Here is a 15,685-nt window from a genome sequence, read left to right on the forward strand (position 1 = left end):
CTCTGATTACCAGTTCATCATGCTTCCCCGCTTTCGAACAGGGGAGCAGCGGCAGGACCCTGTTCCCGTGCGAGCCGGACCAGCTCCGGCCAACCCAGCACCAGGGCGTTATAGCTCTGGCCCTCCTGTGACCAGTTCTTTTTTTCGCATACATTGTAGAGTCGGTAGGCAAGTTCTCGGGCTAGGTCGCCGCGGGATCCCAGCTTCCGCAAGAGCGAAGCGGTGGCCTGGTCTCCAGCTTTCTCGTACCAGTAGACCCGTATCAGGTGGTGGGTGGCTTCCCAAAGGGTAAAGCGCTTGTCTTTGTCCGGATCCCAGTTCTTCGGTAGCTCATCAGGGCGTAACAGTCGCACCTTTCCTCCACGGGAAGCCACAATGCCCGCCTCTACAAGACCCCTTAGGCTGGTGGCCTTAGCCTTAGATAGGAGCTCCGCTTCGCCGAATTCCCCTTCTTCAAAACCGTGTTGCTCGAACCAGGCGATGGCCCAGCGGGTGTCGTTGTCAAACTCGTCCTCCTGCTCGGAGAGCACTTCGGTGAGGACTTGGTTGATGAGGGCCAGAGCTGTGCGTACGCTCATAGGCCGGCCGCTCGCCTCTAGCACGCGGCTGTACTTGGAGTAAATGGCCATGCCGGGGCCGATGGCGGCTTGGGCGAAGTCTACCGGGGCGATGTTGCCCTGCTGAAGCTTACGCAGTGCTCCTGGTAGTTCCTGCTTCAGCTCCGCCACAAAGGTCCGGCGGTCGGCCTGGGGAGCATTTTCTGGCCGGGGGCGGCAGGCGAGGACGATGTAGGAGGCGAGGGCGTTGGCTTCCATCGCATTCATCCGCCATTTCTGTGCAGAGCGTACTGGCCAGGTGGCAGTGATCTGGAAGCCAGTCCCGATCAGGGCTTCCAGCATGGTTTCCCATCCAGTGGTCCGGTCAATCCGGCTATTGCCGGGTTCGTCGTTTCCTTCCTCCTCGTCCGCTCCGCTCTCCACGTCGTCCTGTTTGAAGGCGTAGTACACCGTCAGGGGAAACCGCGGGTCCATCTTTTCCCGCAGGATGGTAAAGGCCCGCCTGAAACCTTGCTCGAAGTGCTCCTTAGCCTTGAGCCTATCCCCGTTAAACCGCTCCGGCGCCGCCACCAGCTCGGGCTCCTTAGGTACAAGGATGGTAGCAAAGAGGTCGGGGTAGAGGTCGCCGATAGTGCGGCGGAGCCAGACGTAGAAGAAGTCCGACAGTGCTGCATAGCCGATGTTGTCATAGTAGGGTGGGTCGGTGGAGATGAGGACGTTGCGGAGCCCGTCCCAGGGCCGGGCGGCGTCGATGAGGCGGGCGTGAGACTCCTGCTTAGTCCCCACAGTCTCGATGCATTCAGCGACATACTGTGCACACGTGACCCAGGCACCAACGGAATCACCGAGGGTGTTTGCTTCCCCGAAGTCCCACAACATTGGAATCGCTTGGCGATCGAAGATGTTCATTACTTTTTCATTGCTCGGGCCCCATCTGCACAGGGAAGTGTTGAAGCACGCGCACCGGTCCAGGGCCATCGCCAGGAAGGTAACTACGTCGGCGGTGTAGGCGTCGGCGTTGGCTTCCGATAGCCCGGCGGCCAGTGCATCCCGCCGCACATCCGCCCGCACTTCCCGGATGAGGTCCGACAGCGTCACCATCGCCGTGAGCTGGCGAGGGGTGAAGAGGTCGCCCATCCTTGTAAGGCCGTACAGCGCACATGTTCCGCCCGTTAGCTTGGGCGGGATTTCTCCTCCGGGCCTCCAAGAAGGGTCCACCTGCCTACTAACCGCTTCGTGCTCCTCGGTAGCCGGGAGGTAAACCCGCCCGCGGTCGGTGTCGGCCACAATCGCCACCAGGCGCTCGCCTAAACGACCGGCCTGCCCTTCCTTCTTGACGTGCCCGTCCGAGATGGGATCGCCGGTGAGCAGGCAGCGGAACTGAGCCCGACCCGTTTTGGTACCCGCCTTTACCGCCTCCCGATCCTTCGGTGCACCGGTGTGAACACGGAAGCGCCAAGCATTCCGCGCCCGGTCCACCACCGGCTCCAGCCACGCCTCATTGCCTTTCTTGCTTGACAGCCAAAATGTGCTCATAAGGGGCACGTGAGCCCCACGGGCCGCAGGGTTCGGGCTTGGCACTGTGCGTGCCCAGATCCAGGCGATCACCGGCAATTCCTTCCCCACGTAGGGCTTCAGGTGCGGGTGTTCTGCCGCCATTTCCTCCGTCACCTTCACCGGCGGGTACAGGTGGCCGATTTTCTTGCGCGCCCGCTCCAGGATTACCTGCCCGTAGTAGCGGACGTCAGCAGCCAGACCACTGGCGCCGCGCCAGCCTCCCGTACCCCCGATTTTCCTTCGGTCCTCCGGGTTCACCGGCGGGTGGTCGGTCCAGCGAGGGACGATCTCGAGATAGACCTTGTTCAAGAGCACCGCGACCGGGTTTAGGTCCCCGGCGTACGCCTCGAACCCGAGCCGCGCGGCCTCGAGCGGGATGGAGCCCCCGCCCGCGAAGGGGTCCAGCACGGGCGGCAGCTTCCCGTCGCAGTACTTCAGCATCTCCGCCCGAGCCTCAGCGTAGACCTCCGGGTGCTTGTGCAGTTGCTTTTGCATCATCCGCCGGATGATCCCAAACAACCGCTCCCGCTCCGCCGCCTGCGCTTCCTCGGTCGGGAAGCGCTCTGGATGGCTGCTCGGGTCGTCCACCACCGAGGCGAAGAGAAAAGCGCGGCACGCCGGCAGCGCCTTCCGCCCCCACCAGAGGTGGATTCCCTTCGGATGCGCCCCGATTCCCGGCATCATGTCATACGCCGAGGCGTCGTTGATCTCGGGGAGGGGCAGGGCCACTTCGATGAGCTTCCTGTTGCTACCCATTAGAATCTCCTCCAAAGGAAGGGAGCCTAAAAGCTTTACGGATAACTTCAATGAGACGCTCTGGAATATTTTCTTCATTACTTAGATAATCTAGGGCGGCGAGCGCCTTTCCTTTTTTCTTTGCTTGATTTTTCGGAATATTTGCCACCCCTTCAAAATCGGGACTCAAGATCTCGACCTCGCCGAGCTTGCTATCTAGCAAGTCCCAAATTTCCTTATTCATAAAAAAAGTTTGGTGCGCAGCTTTGCGCCTATCCTCGTCCCAGTTTTGAGGGATGGGGTCTGGTATCGGATCTTCATCATGAATTACGCAGTAGGGTATGCGAAAAGCATTCAGGATCCGCATGTATAGAGGAATGTTGAATTTGCTTCCGCAATCAATAACTGTGACATTGGGGTCAAAGCAGTCCAACCTGTGTGCCAAAAATGGCAATACTGCTTTTTCGGTTTCACCCTCAACAAGTATCACCTTATGAGCAAAAAAGAGTTCAGCTCGCTCAGGGTTAACCCAAGAGGCCATGTGAAACCGTCGTTTTCTTTCAGTAATGTCTTCACCTGTAAAAAGCTCCTCACTACACTGGCGGACTTGAGTTCCTTCCGAGGGACTTGGCCTTGCTACAATGGCTAGCCTTTCATAGCGATCCAGGTTTACAAAGTGGGTGGAGTGTGTCGTTAGGAAAACCTGATGATTTTCAATAGCTATCAAGGATTCCAATGCCTGTAGCAATTGGCGTTGCGCGTGAGGGTGTAGGAACAGTTCTGGCTCTTCAACAGCGAAGAACACAGAGTCTGAGTAAGGACGTGGTGCTGACTCTGCGATTTGTGCAGACAGTCTTAGAGTTTGACCCCATACTCGTACAAGCGCAAATAAGATTGCGCGCTGTAGCCCATTACCTTTTTTCTCTGCTAAGGTTTTCAGCCCGTCATCAACGCGCAGCTGAGTTCCCAGCTCAAAAATCCTTTCAAGGTCTGGTGGAGTGACCTCTATTGTTGTCTTCACCCCCCATGTTTTCAACTCCTCTGTTAGCATCGCCTCCAGTCGTGCTAGTGCCGATCCTTCGCTTCCTGGGTGTTCCGGACGAGTATTCAGGTCATTGATGAGCTCTTTAATCCGTTCGCGCGCTTGCTGGAACCGTTCGTCAGCCTCGGCCATTTCCTGAACGGCACGTTGAAAGAGCCGTCCGAAAACGGTGGTGCCCTTGACCTTCGTTTCTTCGCTCACGTCCTGAAGTGCGGGAATAAGGAAAAAGTCAGGAAGAACCCCCGCTCCAAGCGTCGTTCGGCCTAGGAGAGGTGCATCCTCAAGAATCTCCTCAAACTCTAGCTCATGGCGGTGCTCATTAATATATCGCTGCTGGAATTGGAACAATGTCTGTTGGGTAATTCTTCCCGGGTCCCGTAACAGATCACGGAGTTGAGGTATGTTCTCCGCTTCATTCTGAATATTCTCGCGAGTTGAGAGTCGGTCCCATGCGGACCTTTTCAGCCACCACTCTTGCGGGTCCTTAATATAACCCCTATACGCTATTTTGATGACGCCATCGTCCAGGAGTTGAGCGGACTTTCGAATGCGAATCTTCTCGCCATCAAGGAGATATTTCTCGAAGATGTTCTTTTCATTTGGGGTGAGGTCTCGAAAAATCACCTCAACCCAGAGTTCTTTATCGTCACTTGGGCGGTAAGCGAAAAAGTCCTCAGGATCAGGCTTTGCAGAAGGAGAGAGGGCGAATTCAATAGCACGGAGAATGTTGGATTTGCCATTATTGTTTGGTCCAATCAGGATGAGCATGTTTGGTATGGTGAGGGTGAGGTCCTTGATACTCCGGTAATTGTGTATCCTTACTTGGTGAAGTTTCATCTTGGATCCTCCGCTCGTGTTAACAGTTCTCCCAGATTATAGTTGACACTCGTCACCCCGAAGTCCGGCTCCCGGCGGAAAGGACGGCGAATGTAGTGGACACGATAGCTGCCCTCTTCGAGGAATTCCACGATTGCCAAGATGTAGTCGTCAGGCTTGTTGAGGGCGGTTAGGATCTCGTTCCGGGTTACGGTGATCGTATCCGCTCCGCTCACGCGTCCCTTCACCTCGATGAACCTCAAGCGGCCCGTGCGGGGGTCACGGCTTTCGATATCGTAGCCAAGTCGCTCGTGTTCCCTGTCCACGGGTTCGTAGCCTAGACTGCGCTCCACTTCCATGACAATGGCGCGGGCGCGAGCAGCCGAGGCCTGTGTGTCGGCTACGACCTGCATGGACAACGCAGTCTGCCCCTTCATTTTAGCCAGCAGTCCTGCCGGCACCACCACAAACCCACCCATGACCACGGGTGGAAGAGGGGAGATCTGGGCCTCGAGGTCCAGCTGTTCCATCCGCTTCTTGAGGCGAGCAGCCAGTTCGTCAGCCCGGCGCCGGGCCTCTTGCCAGTTGAGCCGGGCTGCGGGCTTTCCTGCTTGTTCCTGCAGGCGCAACTCTTCAGCCCGGTGGTCCCAATAGGCAATCTCCTTGGTGAGCCGGTCCTTTACTGCAGCCCGCGTCTTCTCAATCCACTCCAGCCGGCGTCGTCGCACCTCCTCCAGGTGCTCAGGCACCACTTGGGTTACGGCAAAGGCCTGGGCCCGCCGTTCCAGGTCGTGCGTGATCCACCCACACTCCGGCCGGGCAAGGATTTCCTCGGGAGAAGGTTCCCCCTCACGAAGAGGCCGATAGTCAAGGTGAGGAGCAAACCCTGCATGGCGGGCGTTGCCGTTGGCATCCAGCTCGACGTATAGAAGTCGGCGCGAGATTACCCTGGGCTCCCCGGTGCGCGTGCTACTGGCATCCTGAATGGCGTGTTCCAGGTAGAAGACAAGTCTAGGTTTGTCCCCAGGGTCCCGGTCATCCACGAGGATCGTTCCCCGCCGAAGGAGGTCGCGATGGCGCTCGAGGGTTAGGTCGATGACCGCATCCAAAAGGGGATGGCCGGGGCAGATGAAGGCGGCTAGGGGTTGGCCTTGCGGGGCCACAAGGTCCTTCTCGAAGGTGATGCGCTCATAGCGGCGGAGGATTGGTTCCCGGACGCCAATGAGTCGGTCACGGTGGCGGATGGCACCGGGTACGTGCGTTATCTCGTACCGTCGGGGCTCCCGCTGGCGTACGCTACCTCCTAGGCGCTGGAACGCCTCGAGAAAAAAGGATTCGATGTAGTGGGGCTGTAGGCGTCTCGCTTCAGCCCGCTCCATGTCTTCCCGGATGCGGCGCAGGCGGTCAGAATCGAGAACCTCCTGCACAAGGGCCCGTTCCTCCACCAGTCCCTGGAGGCGGGCCACATCCAGGGCCTCATCGATGGCCCGGGTGAGTTTTGCCCTGACTTCCGGTTGTTCCCCATACCGTATGGCTTCAATAAGGAGATCCCGCAGGGGCCTGCCCTCAAACTGGAGCTTTCCCAGCACATCAAAGACCTTACCCCCTAGCGCCTTGCGCGCCTCCTCCAGCTTTCTGAGGAGCGTGTGATAGACATCACCTTCCCGGGTTTCGATGGCCACCAGGTTCCACATATGGCATGGTTCTGTCTGGCCGATGCGGTGTATGCGCCCGAAACGTTGCTCGAGGCGGTTGGGGTTCCAGGGAAGATCATAGTTGACCATGAGGTGGGCCCGCTGTAGGTTGATGCCCTCGCCTGCGGCGTCCGTGGCCACCAAGACCTGCACTTCAGGGTCATGAAGAAAGGCCTCTTGAGCCTTAGACCGTTCCTCCCGGCCCATGCCGCCGTGGATCCACACCACCGCTCGGGGTCGGCCAAGAAGGGTTGAGATGCGCTCCACCAGATAGTGGAGGGTGTCGCGGTGCTCGGTGAAGATCACGAGCTTTTGGCGGGATGAGGCAGCAGGCTTATCTGTTCCTCCCAGGTGTAATGCCTCTCCGGTACTCCGGCCTACAAGGGGCGTTGGCGAAAAGAGTTCCGCAAGGAGATTTGCCAGCTCTCGCCACTTTCGGTCCTCGCCACTTTGCCGAACGCGCTGGGCCAGAGCCTCAAGCCGCTTCAAAGTGGCGATCTCAGTCCGTAGCTCCTCAATCGTGCGGGCCGCAGTGGCTTGGTCAAGCACTTCTTCTTCCTTTACGGCCACCTCCGCATCAGGGGCGTCCTCGAGGTCCTCGATGTCCTCTGGATCCATTGTGGGGCCAAGGGATACCGGAACCGACACCGTTCCACCACGGTGGAGCAGTTCTACCTCCCGCAGGCGGCTTTCCAGGCGCTGTCGCCTACGCCGTAGGGATTGGTAGATGGCTTCGGGGGAGGAGGCAAGACGGCGTTGCAGGATGGTGAGGGCAAAACCAACGGTTCCCGCTCGCTTTTCGTCTTCTAAGGTAGCGGCCCGGTTGAATTCCTCCCGGACATAGTTGGTGACTTCCCTGTAAAGGTGTGCCTCGAGGTCTGAAAGCCTATAGGGTATGGTGTGCGCAAAGCGTTCCGGGAAGAGGGGCGTGCCATCAAACTTAACCAGCTTCTCCTTCACAACCCTCCGCATGAGGTCGGACACATCCACTTGGTGCACGCCGTTTCGAAACCGGCCCTCAAACCGGTCCCCGTCCAGTAGCGCCAAGAAAAGCTGAAAGTCCTCTTCTTTTCCGTTGTGTGGCGTGGCTGTGAGGAGAAGAAAGTGCCTGGTTAGTCCGGAAAGGAGCTGGCCAAGCTTATAGCGCTTGGTATACTTTACCTCCCCTCCAAAGAAGGTGGCTGACATCTTATGAGCCTCGTCCACCACCACGAGGTCCCAGCGGCATTCAGGAGCTGATAGTTTCGCTTGTACTGACTCATCCCGGGCCAGCTTATCTAGGCGCGCAATCACCAGATCGTTTTCCAGGAACCAGTTACCGGTGCGAGCCGCCTCTAGTTTGTCGTTAGTGGCAATCTCGAAGGGAAGTTGAAAGCGCCGATACAACTCGTCTTGCCACTGCTCTACCAGGCTTCCCGGACACACCACCAGGCACCTTTGAACATCTCCGCGGACCAGAAGTTCCTTAATGAGCAACCCAGCCATGATGGTCTTTCCTGCCCCTGGGTCATCGGCCAGCAGGAAGCGCAGGGGCTGGCGCGGAAGCATTGCTTCATAAACGGCTGTGATTTGGTGGGGTAGGGGTTCCAGAAGCGAGGTGTGGACAGCGAGCAGGGGGTCGAAGAGATAAACCAGACGGATGCGGTGGGCCTCGGACACCAGCCGAAACAAGGCTCCGTCGCCGTCAAAGCTCCAGGGTCGTCCGTATTCCAAGAGTTCTAAGCGGGGTTCGTCATCTCGATACAACAGGACGTTACCCACACGCCCGCTCGGATCTTTATAGGTGAGTTCCAACGCATCCGTACCGAACCACTGCACGTTGACCACGGTGACCGCTCGATCTGGCAGGATGCCTCGCACCAATGCTTGGGGTTGGAGGTCCTCGAGCCTCACTGCCTTGCCCCCCGGATCACTGCCGTTTCGTCAAAAGGCCGGGCCTGATCAAAGGAAGGCTTGTCCACGCCATAGAGATAGCTTAGCACAAGACGGGAATTGCTTCTGTTATAGGGGAACTTACAAGGACTCGTCGGGCTTTAGGGTGGGCGTAGAGGAGAGGGGACAATTTGCTGTAATAAGACCAGATAGTTGAGGGCTCATTTGAGGGCTTATGAACCAGATGGTCTAGGGTTGACACCATAACTATAGAGCACAATAGTGACGATGAGAAAGGCCATATCTGAATGAAGCGGCCCTTGTTGGACCATATCCAAGATGCCTGATAAGCGTGAGGTCGGTGGTTCAAGTCCACCATCGCCCACCAAGGAAGGTCCCCCGAGAAGATTCCCGGGGGGTTCTTGTTGGAGCGCCGCCTGGAGGGTCTGTTAGCTTGGCCTTTTCCAAGATTTAAAGAGAGGCTCCACCCCTAAAAGAAGGCTAAGGGCCACGAGACCACCGTAGAGGAAGGCTCCACCAGGGAAGTGAGTTCCCAACCATCCTGCAACGGGATAGGCCAGAACCCACCAGAGGTGGCTCCAGGCAAAGTGGGCTCCGTAAACCCGCCCCTGGAGGGCCTCAGGGGTCCGGTCAGCGATCAGGGCTTGGGTGGGCAGGTTAACCCAGTTTTGGCCTGCCCCAGCCAGAACCCAGAGGAAAAGGAGCAGGTGCAGGGAGGCCCAGTCAGCGGGCAGGACCGCCAGGCTGGAAACCATAGCACCCAAAAAGACAAAGGTGGTACGGGGGATGCGGTTTTCCCAAGCGCCCATGGCCAAAGCAGCCAAGGTGGCCCCGATGCCAAAGGCAGCCATGGTCCAGCCGTATTCCAACTCGCCTAGCCCTAACCTTCCCCGGACCAAGCCCACGGTGCCCACCAATACCAGGGCCCCGGACACCGCGGCCGAAAGCTCTAAGAGCAGGGCATAGCGCATGGGGCCATCCCGCCACAACCAGAGGGTTCCCTCCCGAATATCGCCCAGGGGGCTGGTGGGGGTTTTTCCCCGTTCCACCCGGAGGCTTGCCGGCAGGGTAAGGATGAGCAGGGCGGAGAACAAGAAGGTTATCCCGTTTAGCAGGAAGAGGTTCCGCGCTCCGAGGAGGCCCGCCAGAGCCCCGGCTATCCCGGGGCCCAGCACTCCCAGGACCTCGTAGGTGGCTCCGGATAGGGCAATGGCCTGGGCATAGTCTTTCTGTTTCATCACCTGGGGCAGCGCCGCCTGGTAGGCGGGGGTGAAGAAGGCGGTGAGGGCGTTGAGAAGGAACATCAGGGCGTAAATCTGCCATACCTCGTTTACCCAGGGCATAAGCCCTACCACTCCCATTCGCCCCAGGTCCGCACCTGCCATCAGCTTCCTCCGGTCCACCCGGTCGGCCAGGATCCCAGCCCACGGGGAGAGAAGGACAAAGGCCGTGACCCGCAGGGTCAGGGCTCCGGCCAGGATAGTTGCCGACTTTGCCCCACCCACCTCAAAGGCCAGAAGGGCCAGAGCGACCCAGGTGAAGGCATCGCCTAGCAGGCTGGTGGTCTGGGCGGCGTACAGGCGGGCAAAGAGGGGGTTGCGCAGGCTCTGGAGAAGGCGGGGAAGGGTTCTCATGGCTAGGCTCCATGGTCCGGGAGGCCCAGGCGTTGGTGCTCGGCGTGGGCGAAGGCTTGGATGAGGAGGTCCGCAACATGGCTTTTAAGGCGGTAAAACACCTGGGTGCCCTGCCGACGGGCGGCCACCACCCCCGCTCCCCGCAAAACCGCCAGGTGCCTCGAGGTGGTGCTTTGGGGAAGCTGTAAGCGCTGGGCCAAGCGGCCCACGCTTTCCTCTCCCTCCAGAAGACCTAAAGCGATGCGCAGGCGGGTGGCCTCGGCCAAGGCGGAGAAGATCCTCAGGACGTGCTCGAGGTCTTCCGCCGGGAGCCGGCTTTCCCGTGGGGCTTCGTGGCGCTCCATGCGCTGATTATATGGGTATCCGGATAAACGGATAAAGTGGATTCCCGAAGGAATGCGACTTTTGCGTGGGGTGGACTTCGGGGTCTTGGCCCTAGACGGGAGGTCAGGGGGGCGTATAGCCTGAAGAACATGTACGAGGGTAAGATCCTCTACGAAGGCCTCACCTTTGACGACGTTCTCCTCCTCCCCGGGTATTCGGAAGTGCTACCCCGGGAAGTTTCGGTAAGGACGCGGCTCACCAAGAAGCTTTACCTCAACATCCCCATCCTTTCCGCGGCCATGGACACGGTGACCGAGGCGGAGATGGCCATCGCCATGGCCCGGGAAGGGGGGCTTGGGGTGATCCACAAGAACCTCAGCATCGAGGCCCAGGCCAGCATGGTGCGCAAGGTGAAGCGCTCGGAGGCGGGGATGATCCAGGATCCCGTCACCCTGCCCCCCACCGCCACCCTCGAGGACGCCGAGCGCCTCATGCGGGAGTACCGCATCGGGGGGCTTCCCGTGGTGGACCTTTACGGGAAGCTTCTTGGCCTGGTGACCAACCGTGACCTGCGCTTTGAACGCAACCTGAAGCGGCCCGTCACCGAGGTCATGACCCCCTTGGAGCGCCTCATCACCGCTCCTCCCGGCACCACCCTGGAGGAGGCGGAGGAGATCCTGCGCAAGCACAAGGTGGAGAAGCTTCCCCTGGTGGACGAGGCGGGTAGGCTCAAGGGGCTTCTTACCCTAAAGGACATCGTGAAGCGCAAGCAGTACCCCAACGCTGCCAAGGACCGTCTGGGCCGGCTATTGGTGGGAGCGGCGGTGGGGGCGAGCCGCGACCTGCCGGAGAGGGCGGCGGCCCTGGTGGAGGCGGGGGTGGACGTCCTGGTTCTGGACTCGGCCCACGGGCACTCCAAGGGGATCCTCGAGGCCCTCACCTACCTGAAGGAAACCTTTGGCGACAAGGTGGAGGTCATCGCCGGCAACGTGGCCACCCGGGAAGGGGCCCGGGCCCTGGCGGAGCGGGGGGCGGATGCGGTGAAGGTGGGCATCGGCCCCGGCTCCATCTGCACCACCCGGGTGGTGACCGGGGTGGGGGTGCCGCAGATCTCCGCCATCCTCGAGGCGGTGGCGGGGGTAAAGGACCTGGATGTGCCCATCATCGCCGATGGGGGCATCAAGTACACCGGCGATGTGGCCAAGGCCCTGGCGGCGGGGGCCCATTCGGTGATGCTGGGGAGCATGCTGGCGGGCACCGACGAGGCCCCGGGGGAGGAGGTGCTGAAGGACGGGCGCCGCTACAAGCTCTACCGAGGGATGGGCTCCCTGGGAGCCATGAGGCAGGGCTCCGCCGACCGCTACTTCCAGGAGCCGGGTAGGGGAGGGGAGACCGAGGCCAAGAAGCTGGTGCCCGAAGGGATAGAGGGCATGGTGCCCTACAAGGGCCCCGTGGCCGATGTCCTCTACCAGATCGTGGGGGGCCTGAGGAGCGCCATGGGTTACGTGGGGGCCCCGGATATAGAAACCTTCCGGCAAAAAGCCCGCTTCGTGCGCATGACCATGGCGGGCCTCATCGAAAGCCACCCCCACGACGTGGTGGTCATCAAGGAGGCCCCCAACTACTCCCGCTAAGGCCCCCCCCACCCTCTTTGGGCTAGTCCCCGAAGAGTTTCTCAAAGGCCTCCCCGCCTCCCTTCTTGCGGGCCAGGCGGTAGTTGCCCTCTTTTTCCTCCAGCCTTCCCTCCGCTACCAGGGCCTTCAGGGTGTCCTCCAGCTCCTTTTTGGAGAAGGCTTCCCCCTCTTCGTCCAGGTAGCGCTGGATCTCCTTGAAGGTGGCAAAGCGCAAAGCCTCCACCGCCCGCATGACCCATCCCTTGCGATCCATACCACCATCCTATCCCCTTTCCCCGTGGCATCCTGGACGTGTGGACCCCTACCGGGAGTACCAGGACTACGTGGTGGCCTCGAGGCTCCTGGTGGCCCTGGGGCTTTCCCGGGAGGTGCTTTCCCTGGCCCAGTATGCCCGGCTTCGCCTCAAGCGTATGGAGCTTGTCCAGAAGGGATGGTTCGGCCGCCTGGAAAGCTTGGATGAGCGCCTGCGGTATGGTTTCTTCAGCAATCCCTTAAAGCTCAAGGAGTTCCTCGAGCGCACCGCCCACGCCCCCCTTTGGGCCTCCCCCCTGGCCTTCGAGGCCCTGCTATTTCCCGAGGAGCAGGCCCGCCTGGCCTACCCGGGGCAGGCAGGGGAGTACTACCTGGGCTGGCTCAGGCTACCCCATCTCCTCATGGATCCCCTGGCCTTTGAGGAGGCCCTGAGGGAGCAGGAGGCCCGGGCCCAGGCCCTTCCCCTCTTCCTCAACGCCTTCCATCGGGTACCCGGCCCTTGATGCCTTGGCCCTAGGCCTCTTCCTCAAGAAGGGGCAGGCGCACCCGGAAGAGGGTCAGGCCGGGCTGGCTTTCCAGGGTGATCTCCCCCCCGTGGCCCCTGGCGATGGCCTGGGCGATGGCCAGGCCAAGGCCTGTGCCTCCTCCGGGTCCTCGGGCGAAGCGCTCAAAGAGGCGGGGAAGGAGGTCTTCAGGGATTCCCGGGCCGTGATCCTCCACCTCCAAGAGGGCGTTTTCCCCTTCCCGCTTGAGGCGCACCCGGACCCCTTCCCTTCCTGCGGCCCGCACCCCGTTGGCGATCAGGTTCCTGAGCATTTGCAAGAGCCGGTCCGGATCGCCGAGGACCTCCAGGGCATCCCCCTGGAAGGCCACCCCATACTCCCGGGCGGCCTCCTCCGCTAAGGCCTTCAGGTCCACGATGTGGGGGTTTAAGGTGCGCTCCGCCTCCCCCCGGGCCAGGGAGAGGAGGTCTTCCACCAGGCGGCGCATCCGCTCCGCGGTGGCCTCCATGGTGCGGAGGGCCTCGAGGTCCTGGGGATTCCTCCTTAGGCGGTCCAGGTGGCCGAGGAGCACGGTGAGAGGGGTCCTGAGCTCGTGGCTGGCCTCGGCCAGAAAGGCTCGTTCCTTTTCCTTGGCCTCCTTGAGGGCGAAGAGGAGGCTGTTTACCGCCTCCACCATGCGGCCGAACTCGTCCTTGGGGAGGTTCAGGGGAACAGGGTCCAGGCGCTCGGGGTTACGCCGGGCGATCTCCTTGGCGGCTTCCTCCAGGGGCCTGGCGGTGAGGCGGGCGGTGAGGTAGACCAAAGCCGTGCCCAGGGGGAAAAGGAGGAAGAAGGCCTCGAGGAGGGCCCGCCTCAAGGCCTTTTGCGCCAGGTCTATGGGGGCGGTGTCCTGGGTGAGGGCGAGAAGGCCCAAGGGGGTGCGCACCAAAGCGGCGGCGAAACCCCCCTGCCAGATGACCCTGGGGACCTCCCCCACTCCCTTTAGGGCCTCAGGGGGAAGGCGGTGGGCCTCCTGGGTCAGGATCAGGGCCTCCCCATCCTCCGCATAGAGGTGTAGGTAAACACCCCCGGTGGTGAGAAGGGTCCCCGTCTGCCCCTTGCGGTAAGCCTCCGCCGCCCGTTTGGCATCCTCCAGGAGGGTGGCCTCGAGGTGGCCTCTAAGGGCTCGCTCCACCCCCTGTCCTGCCAGGTACAGGGCCCCCACCAAAAAGAGGAGCCAGAGGAGGCTGAAGGACAGGAAAAGCCGAAGCCGGAAGGACATGGGTCCGGGCTAGGTTTCCTCCTCGCCTCTTCCCGGGCGCACCGCATACCCCAGGCCCCGCACCGTGCGCAGGTAGCCGTAGGCCCCGGCCTCGCGGAGCTTAGCCCGGAGGTTGGCCACGTGGACGTCCAGGACGTTGGAATCCCGGCCCAAGGGTTTGCCCCAGACCTTCTCCTCGATCTCCTGCCGGGGAAACACCCGTCCCGGTCGGTTCATGAGCAGGTGAAGGAGCTCGAACTCCTTGGGGGAAAGCCGCACCTCCTTTTCTCCAAAGAAAACCTGCCGCCTCTTGGGGTAGAGCTCCAACCGCCCCACGCTCAGGACCTCGCTTCCCTCCCTGTGCCTCAACTGCACCTGGATCCGGGCCAGGAGCTCGGCGGGGTGAAAGGGCTTCACCAGGTAGTCGTCGGCCCCGTCGGAAAGAAGGCCCACCTTGCGCTCCACGGCGTCCTGGGCGGTGAGGACCAGGATGGGGGTATCGTCGGTGGCCCGGATCCGCCGGGCCACCTCGGCTCCGTCCAGGTCCGGAAGGCCGAGATCCAGGACCACCAGGTCAGGCTTCCGTTCGCGGTGCTTCACCAGGCCTTCCATGCCGCTTTTGGCCCATTCCACGGTGAAGCCTGCCTCCTTGAGCTCCAGCTCCACCAGGCGGGCCACCTCCGCATCGTCCTCGATGAGCAGGATGCGCTTCATGGCCAGAGCCTTTCCGGAGGGGCGAGGCCGTAAACCTCCTTGAGGAGCCTAAGGAGGCTCACCCGCTCCTTGTCCTGCAGGAGGACCACATCCCCGCGGTCGGCCACCCCGGGAAAGGTGCGGGGCTTGTCCCCCGGGAGCACCAGAAGAAGCTGTACCTCCTGGCCCAGCCTAGGGGGCACGGGGGCGGAGAGGGGGATCAGCCTTTTGCCCTCCACCCGCCAAGCCCCGTGCAGGATGCGCAGGTCCTGGGAGAAAAGCCTTAGCTCCGTGCCCGGGGGGAGTCCAGGCCCCAGGAGGGGAGGGAGGGCGGCCAACACCATCCCCACAAAAAGGAGAAGGAGGGCCAGGGAACGCATCGCCTTCCATTCTACGCCGAGGGCCCGGCCCTTTGTGGGAGGGAGGTTAAGGAGCCTGAAGGTTTTTCCGGGAGGAGGAAGCCTGCGGAAACCACGTACTTGAGGGCATCCTCCACGCTGATCTCCAAGGGGATAACCTCCTCCGTGGGCACCAGGATGACCATGCCGCTGGCGGGCACAGGGCTCGTGGGCACCAAGACGGCGGTGTACCCTTCCGGCAAGGGGGGAAGGCGGCCATCCACCGGTTGCACCACGAAGCAGAGGGTGTAAAGCCCTCTGCGGGGGTACTCGATGACCGCGGCCCGGCTGAACTTCACCTCCTGGTGGCCGAAGAGGGTGTGGGTGATCTGCTGCACCGCCTTGTAGATGTCCCGCACGATAGGGAAGAGGAGGAGGGAGCGCTCCAGGGAGACGATGAGCCTTCGGCCCAGGTAGTTTTCCGCCACGGTGCCCACCAGGTAGATGAGCACCCCCGCCAGGAAGAGCCCCACGAAGGGTAGGAGGGGTTGGAAGGTTCGGTGCACCTCGAGGTTCAGGAGGCGCAGGAAGCTCTGGATGTAGCCCCCGGAATAGGTATACACCCAGGCCAGAAAGTAGAGGGTGACCAGAAGGGGAAGAAGGGTAACCAGCCCGGTGAGGAACCTCTGGCGCAGGCGCATGGCTTTCAGTTTACGGGAAAATCCCCCGTCGGGGCGGGCTGGCGGCAAGGTTTACCCGGGATCCCCACACGG

General features: G+C 61.3%; 12 protein-coding genes. 2 read left to right on the top strand and 10 right to left on the bottom strand.

The window, feature by feature from the left end; genetic code table 11:
• Window positions 1-17: 17 nt before the first annotated feature.
• From KQ693_RS05005 to KQ693_RS05025, 5 genes are all read right to left on the bottom strand, one after another.
• Complete coding sequence (locus KQ693_RS05005) at window positions 18-2,948, bottom strand: DUF1156 domain-containing protein (protein ID WP_267262112.1); 2,931 nt, start codon at window positions 2,946-2,948, stop codon at window positions 18-20.
• Complete coding sequence (locus KQ693_RS05010) at window positions 2,863-4,728, bottom strand: ATP-dependent nuclease (protein ID WP_267262113.1); 1,866 nt, start codon at window positions 4,726-4,728, stop codon at window positions 2,863-2,865. Before KQ693_RS05010 ends, KQ693_RS05005 begins: the two co-directional genes overlap by 86 nt.
• The gene (locus KQ693_RS05015) at window positions 4,725-8,228 is read right to left on the bottom strand and encodes a helicase-related protein (protein WP_267262114.1); all 3,504 of its coding nucleotides are present in this window, start codon (window positions 8,226-8,228) and stop codon (window positions 4,725-4,727) included. The genes KQ693_RS05010 and KQ693_RS05015 overlap by 4 nt, the downstream gene beginning before the upstream one ends.
• Before the next feature lie 494 nt (window positions 8,229-8,722).
• Window positions 8,723-9,928, bottom strand: a complete 1,206-nt coding sequence (locus KQ693_RS05020; RefSeq protein WP_267262115.1) for an MFS transporter — start codon at window positions 9,926-9,928, stop codon at window positions 8,723-8,725.
• Window positions 9,929-9,930: 2 nt separating this feature from the next.
• Window positions 9,931-10,272, bottom strand: coding sequence for an ArsR/SmtB family transcription factor (locus tag KQ693_RS05025; RefSeq protein ID WP_267262116.1), 342 nt, complete (start codon window positions 10,270-10,272; stop codon window positions 9,931-9,933).
• 129 nt (window positions 10,273-10,401) lie between these two features.
• Here KQ693_RS05025 and guaB point away from each other — a divergent pair, with 129 nt between their 5' ends.
• Window positions 10,402-11,886 carry an IMP dehydrogenase gene (gene guaB, locus KQ693_RS05030; protein WP_267262117.1) on the top strand — a complete coding sequence of 495 codons (1,485 nt, stop codon included), beginning with the start codon at window positions 10,402-10,404 and terminating at the stop codon, window positions 11,884-11,886.
• 22 nt (window positions 11,887-11,908) lie between these two features.
• Here the strand turns inward: guaB and KQ693_RS05035 are convergent, their stop codons facing one another.
• Window positions 11,909-12,139: a hypothetical protein gene (locus tag KQ693_RS05035; protein WP_219760438.1), complete on the bottom strand. Its 231-nt coding sequence runs from the start codon at window positions 12,137-12,139 to the stop codon at window positions 11,909-11,911.
• 40 nt (window positions 12,140-12,179) lie between these two features.
• Between KQ693_RS05035 and KQ693_RS05040 the strand changes: the two genes are divergently transcribed.
• Window positions 12,180-12,641, top strand: a complete 462-nt coding sequence (locus KQ693_RS05040) for a hypothetical protein (RefSeq protein ID WP_267262118.1) — start codon at window positions 12,180-12,182, stop codon at window positions 12,639-12,641.
• Window positions 12,642-12,651: 10 nt separating this feature from the next.
• Here KQ693_RS05040 and KQ693_RS05045 read toward each other — a convergent pair whose 3' ends face one another.
• The 4 genes from KQ693_RS05045 to KQ693_RS05060 are packed head-to-tail and all read right to left on the bottom strand — an operon-like array spanning window position 12,652 to window position 15,613.
• Window positions 12,652-13,902 carry a sensor histidine kinase gene (locus KQ693_RS05045; protein WP_267262119.1) on the bottom strand — a complete coding sequence of 417 codons (1,251 nt, stop codon included), beginning with the start codon at window positions 13,900-13,902 and terminating at the stop codon, window positions 12,652-12,654.
• Between the two features lie 9 nt (window positions 13,903-13,911).
• Window positions 13,912-14,595, bottom strand: coding sequence for a response regulator transcription factor (locus tag KQ693_RS05050; RefSeq protein ID WP_219760435.1), 684 nt, complete (start codon window positions 14,593-14,595; stop codon window positions 13,912-13,914).
• Window positions 14,592-14,954, bottom strand: a complete 363-nt coding sequence (locus KQ693_RS05055; protein ID WP_219760434.1) for a hypothetical protein — start codon at window positions 14,952-14,954, stop codon at window positions 14,592-14,594. The genes KQ693_RS05050 and KQ693_RS05055 overlap by 4 nt, the downstream gene beginning before the upstream one ends.
• An 11-nt stretch (window positions 14,955-14,965) precedes the next feature.
• Window positions 14,966-15,613, bottom strand: coding sequence for a DUF502 domain-containing protein (locus KQ693_RS05060; protein ID WP_267262120.1), 648 nt, complete (start codon window positions 15,611-15,613; stop codon window positions 14,966-14,968).
• Window positions 15,614-15,685: the final 72 nt, after the last annotated feature.

This window comes from Thermus brevis, assembly GCF_026427635.1.
GTDB classification, from domain to species: domain Bacteria; phylum Deinococcota; class Deinococci; order Deinococcales; family Thermaceae; genus Thermus; species Thermus antranikianii.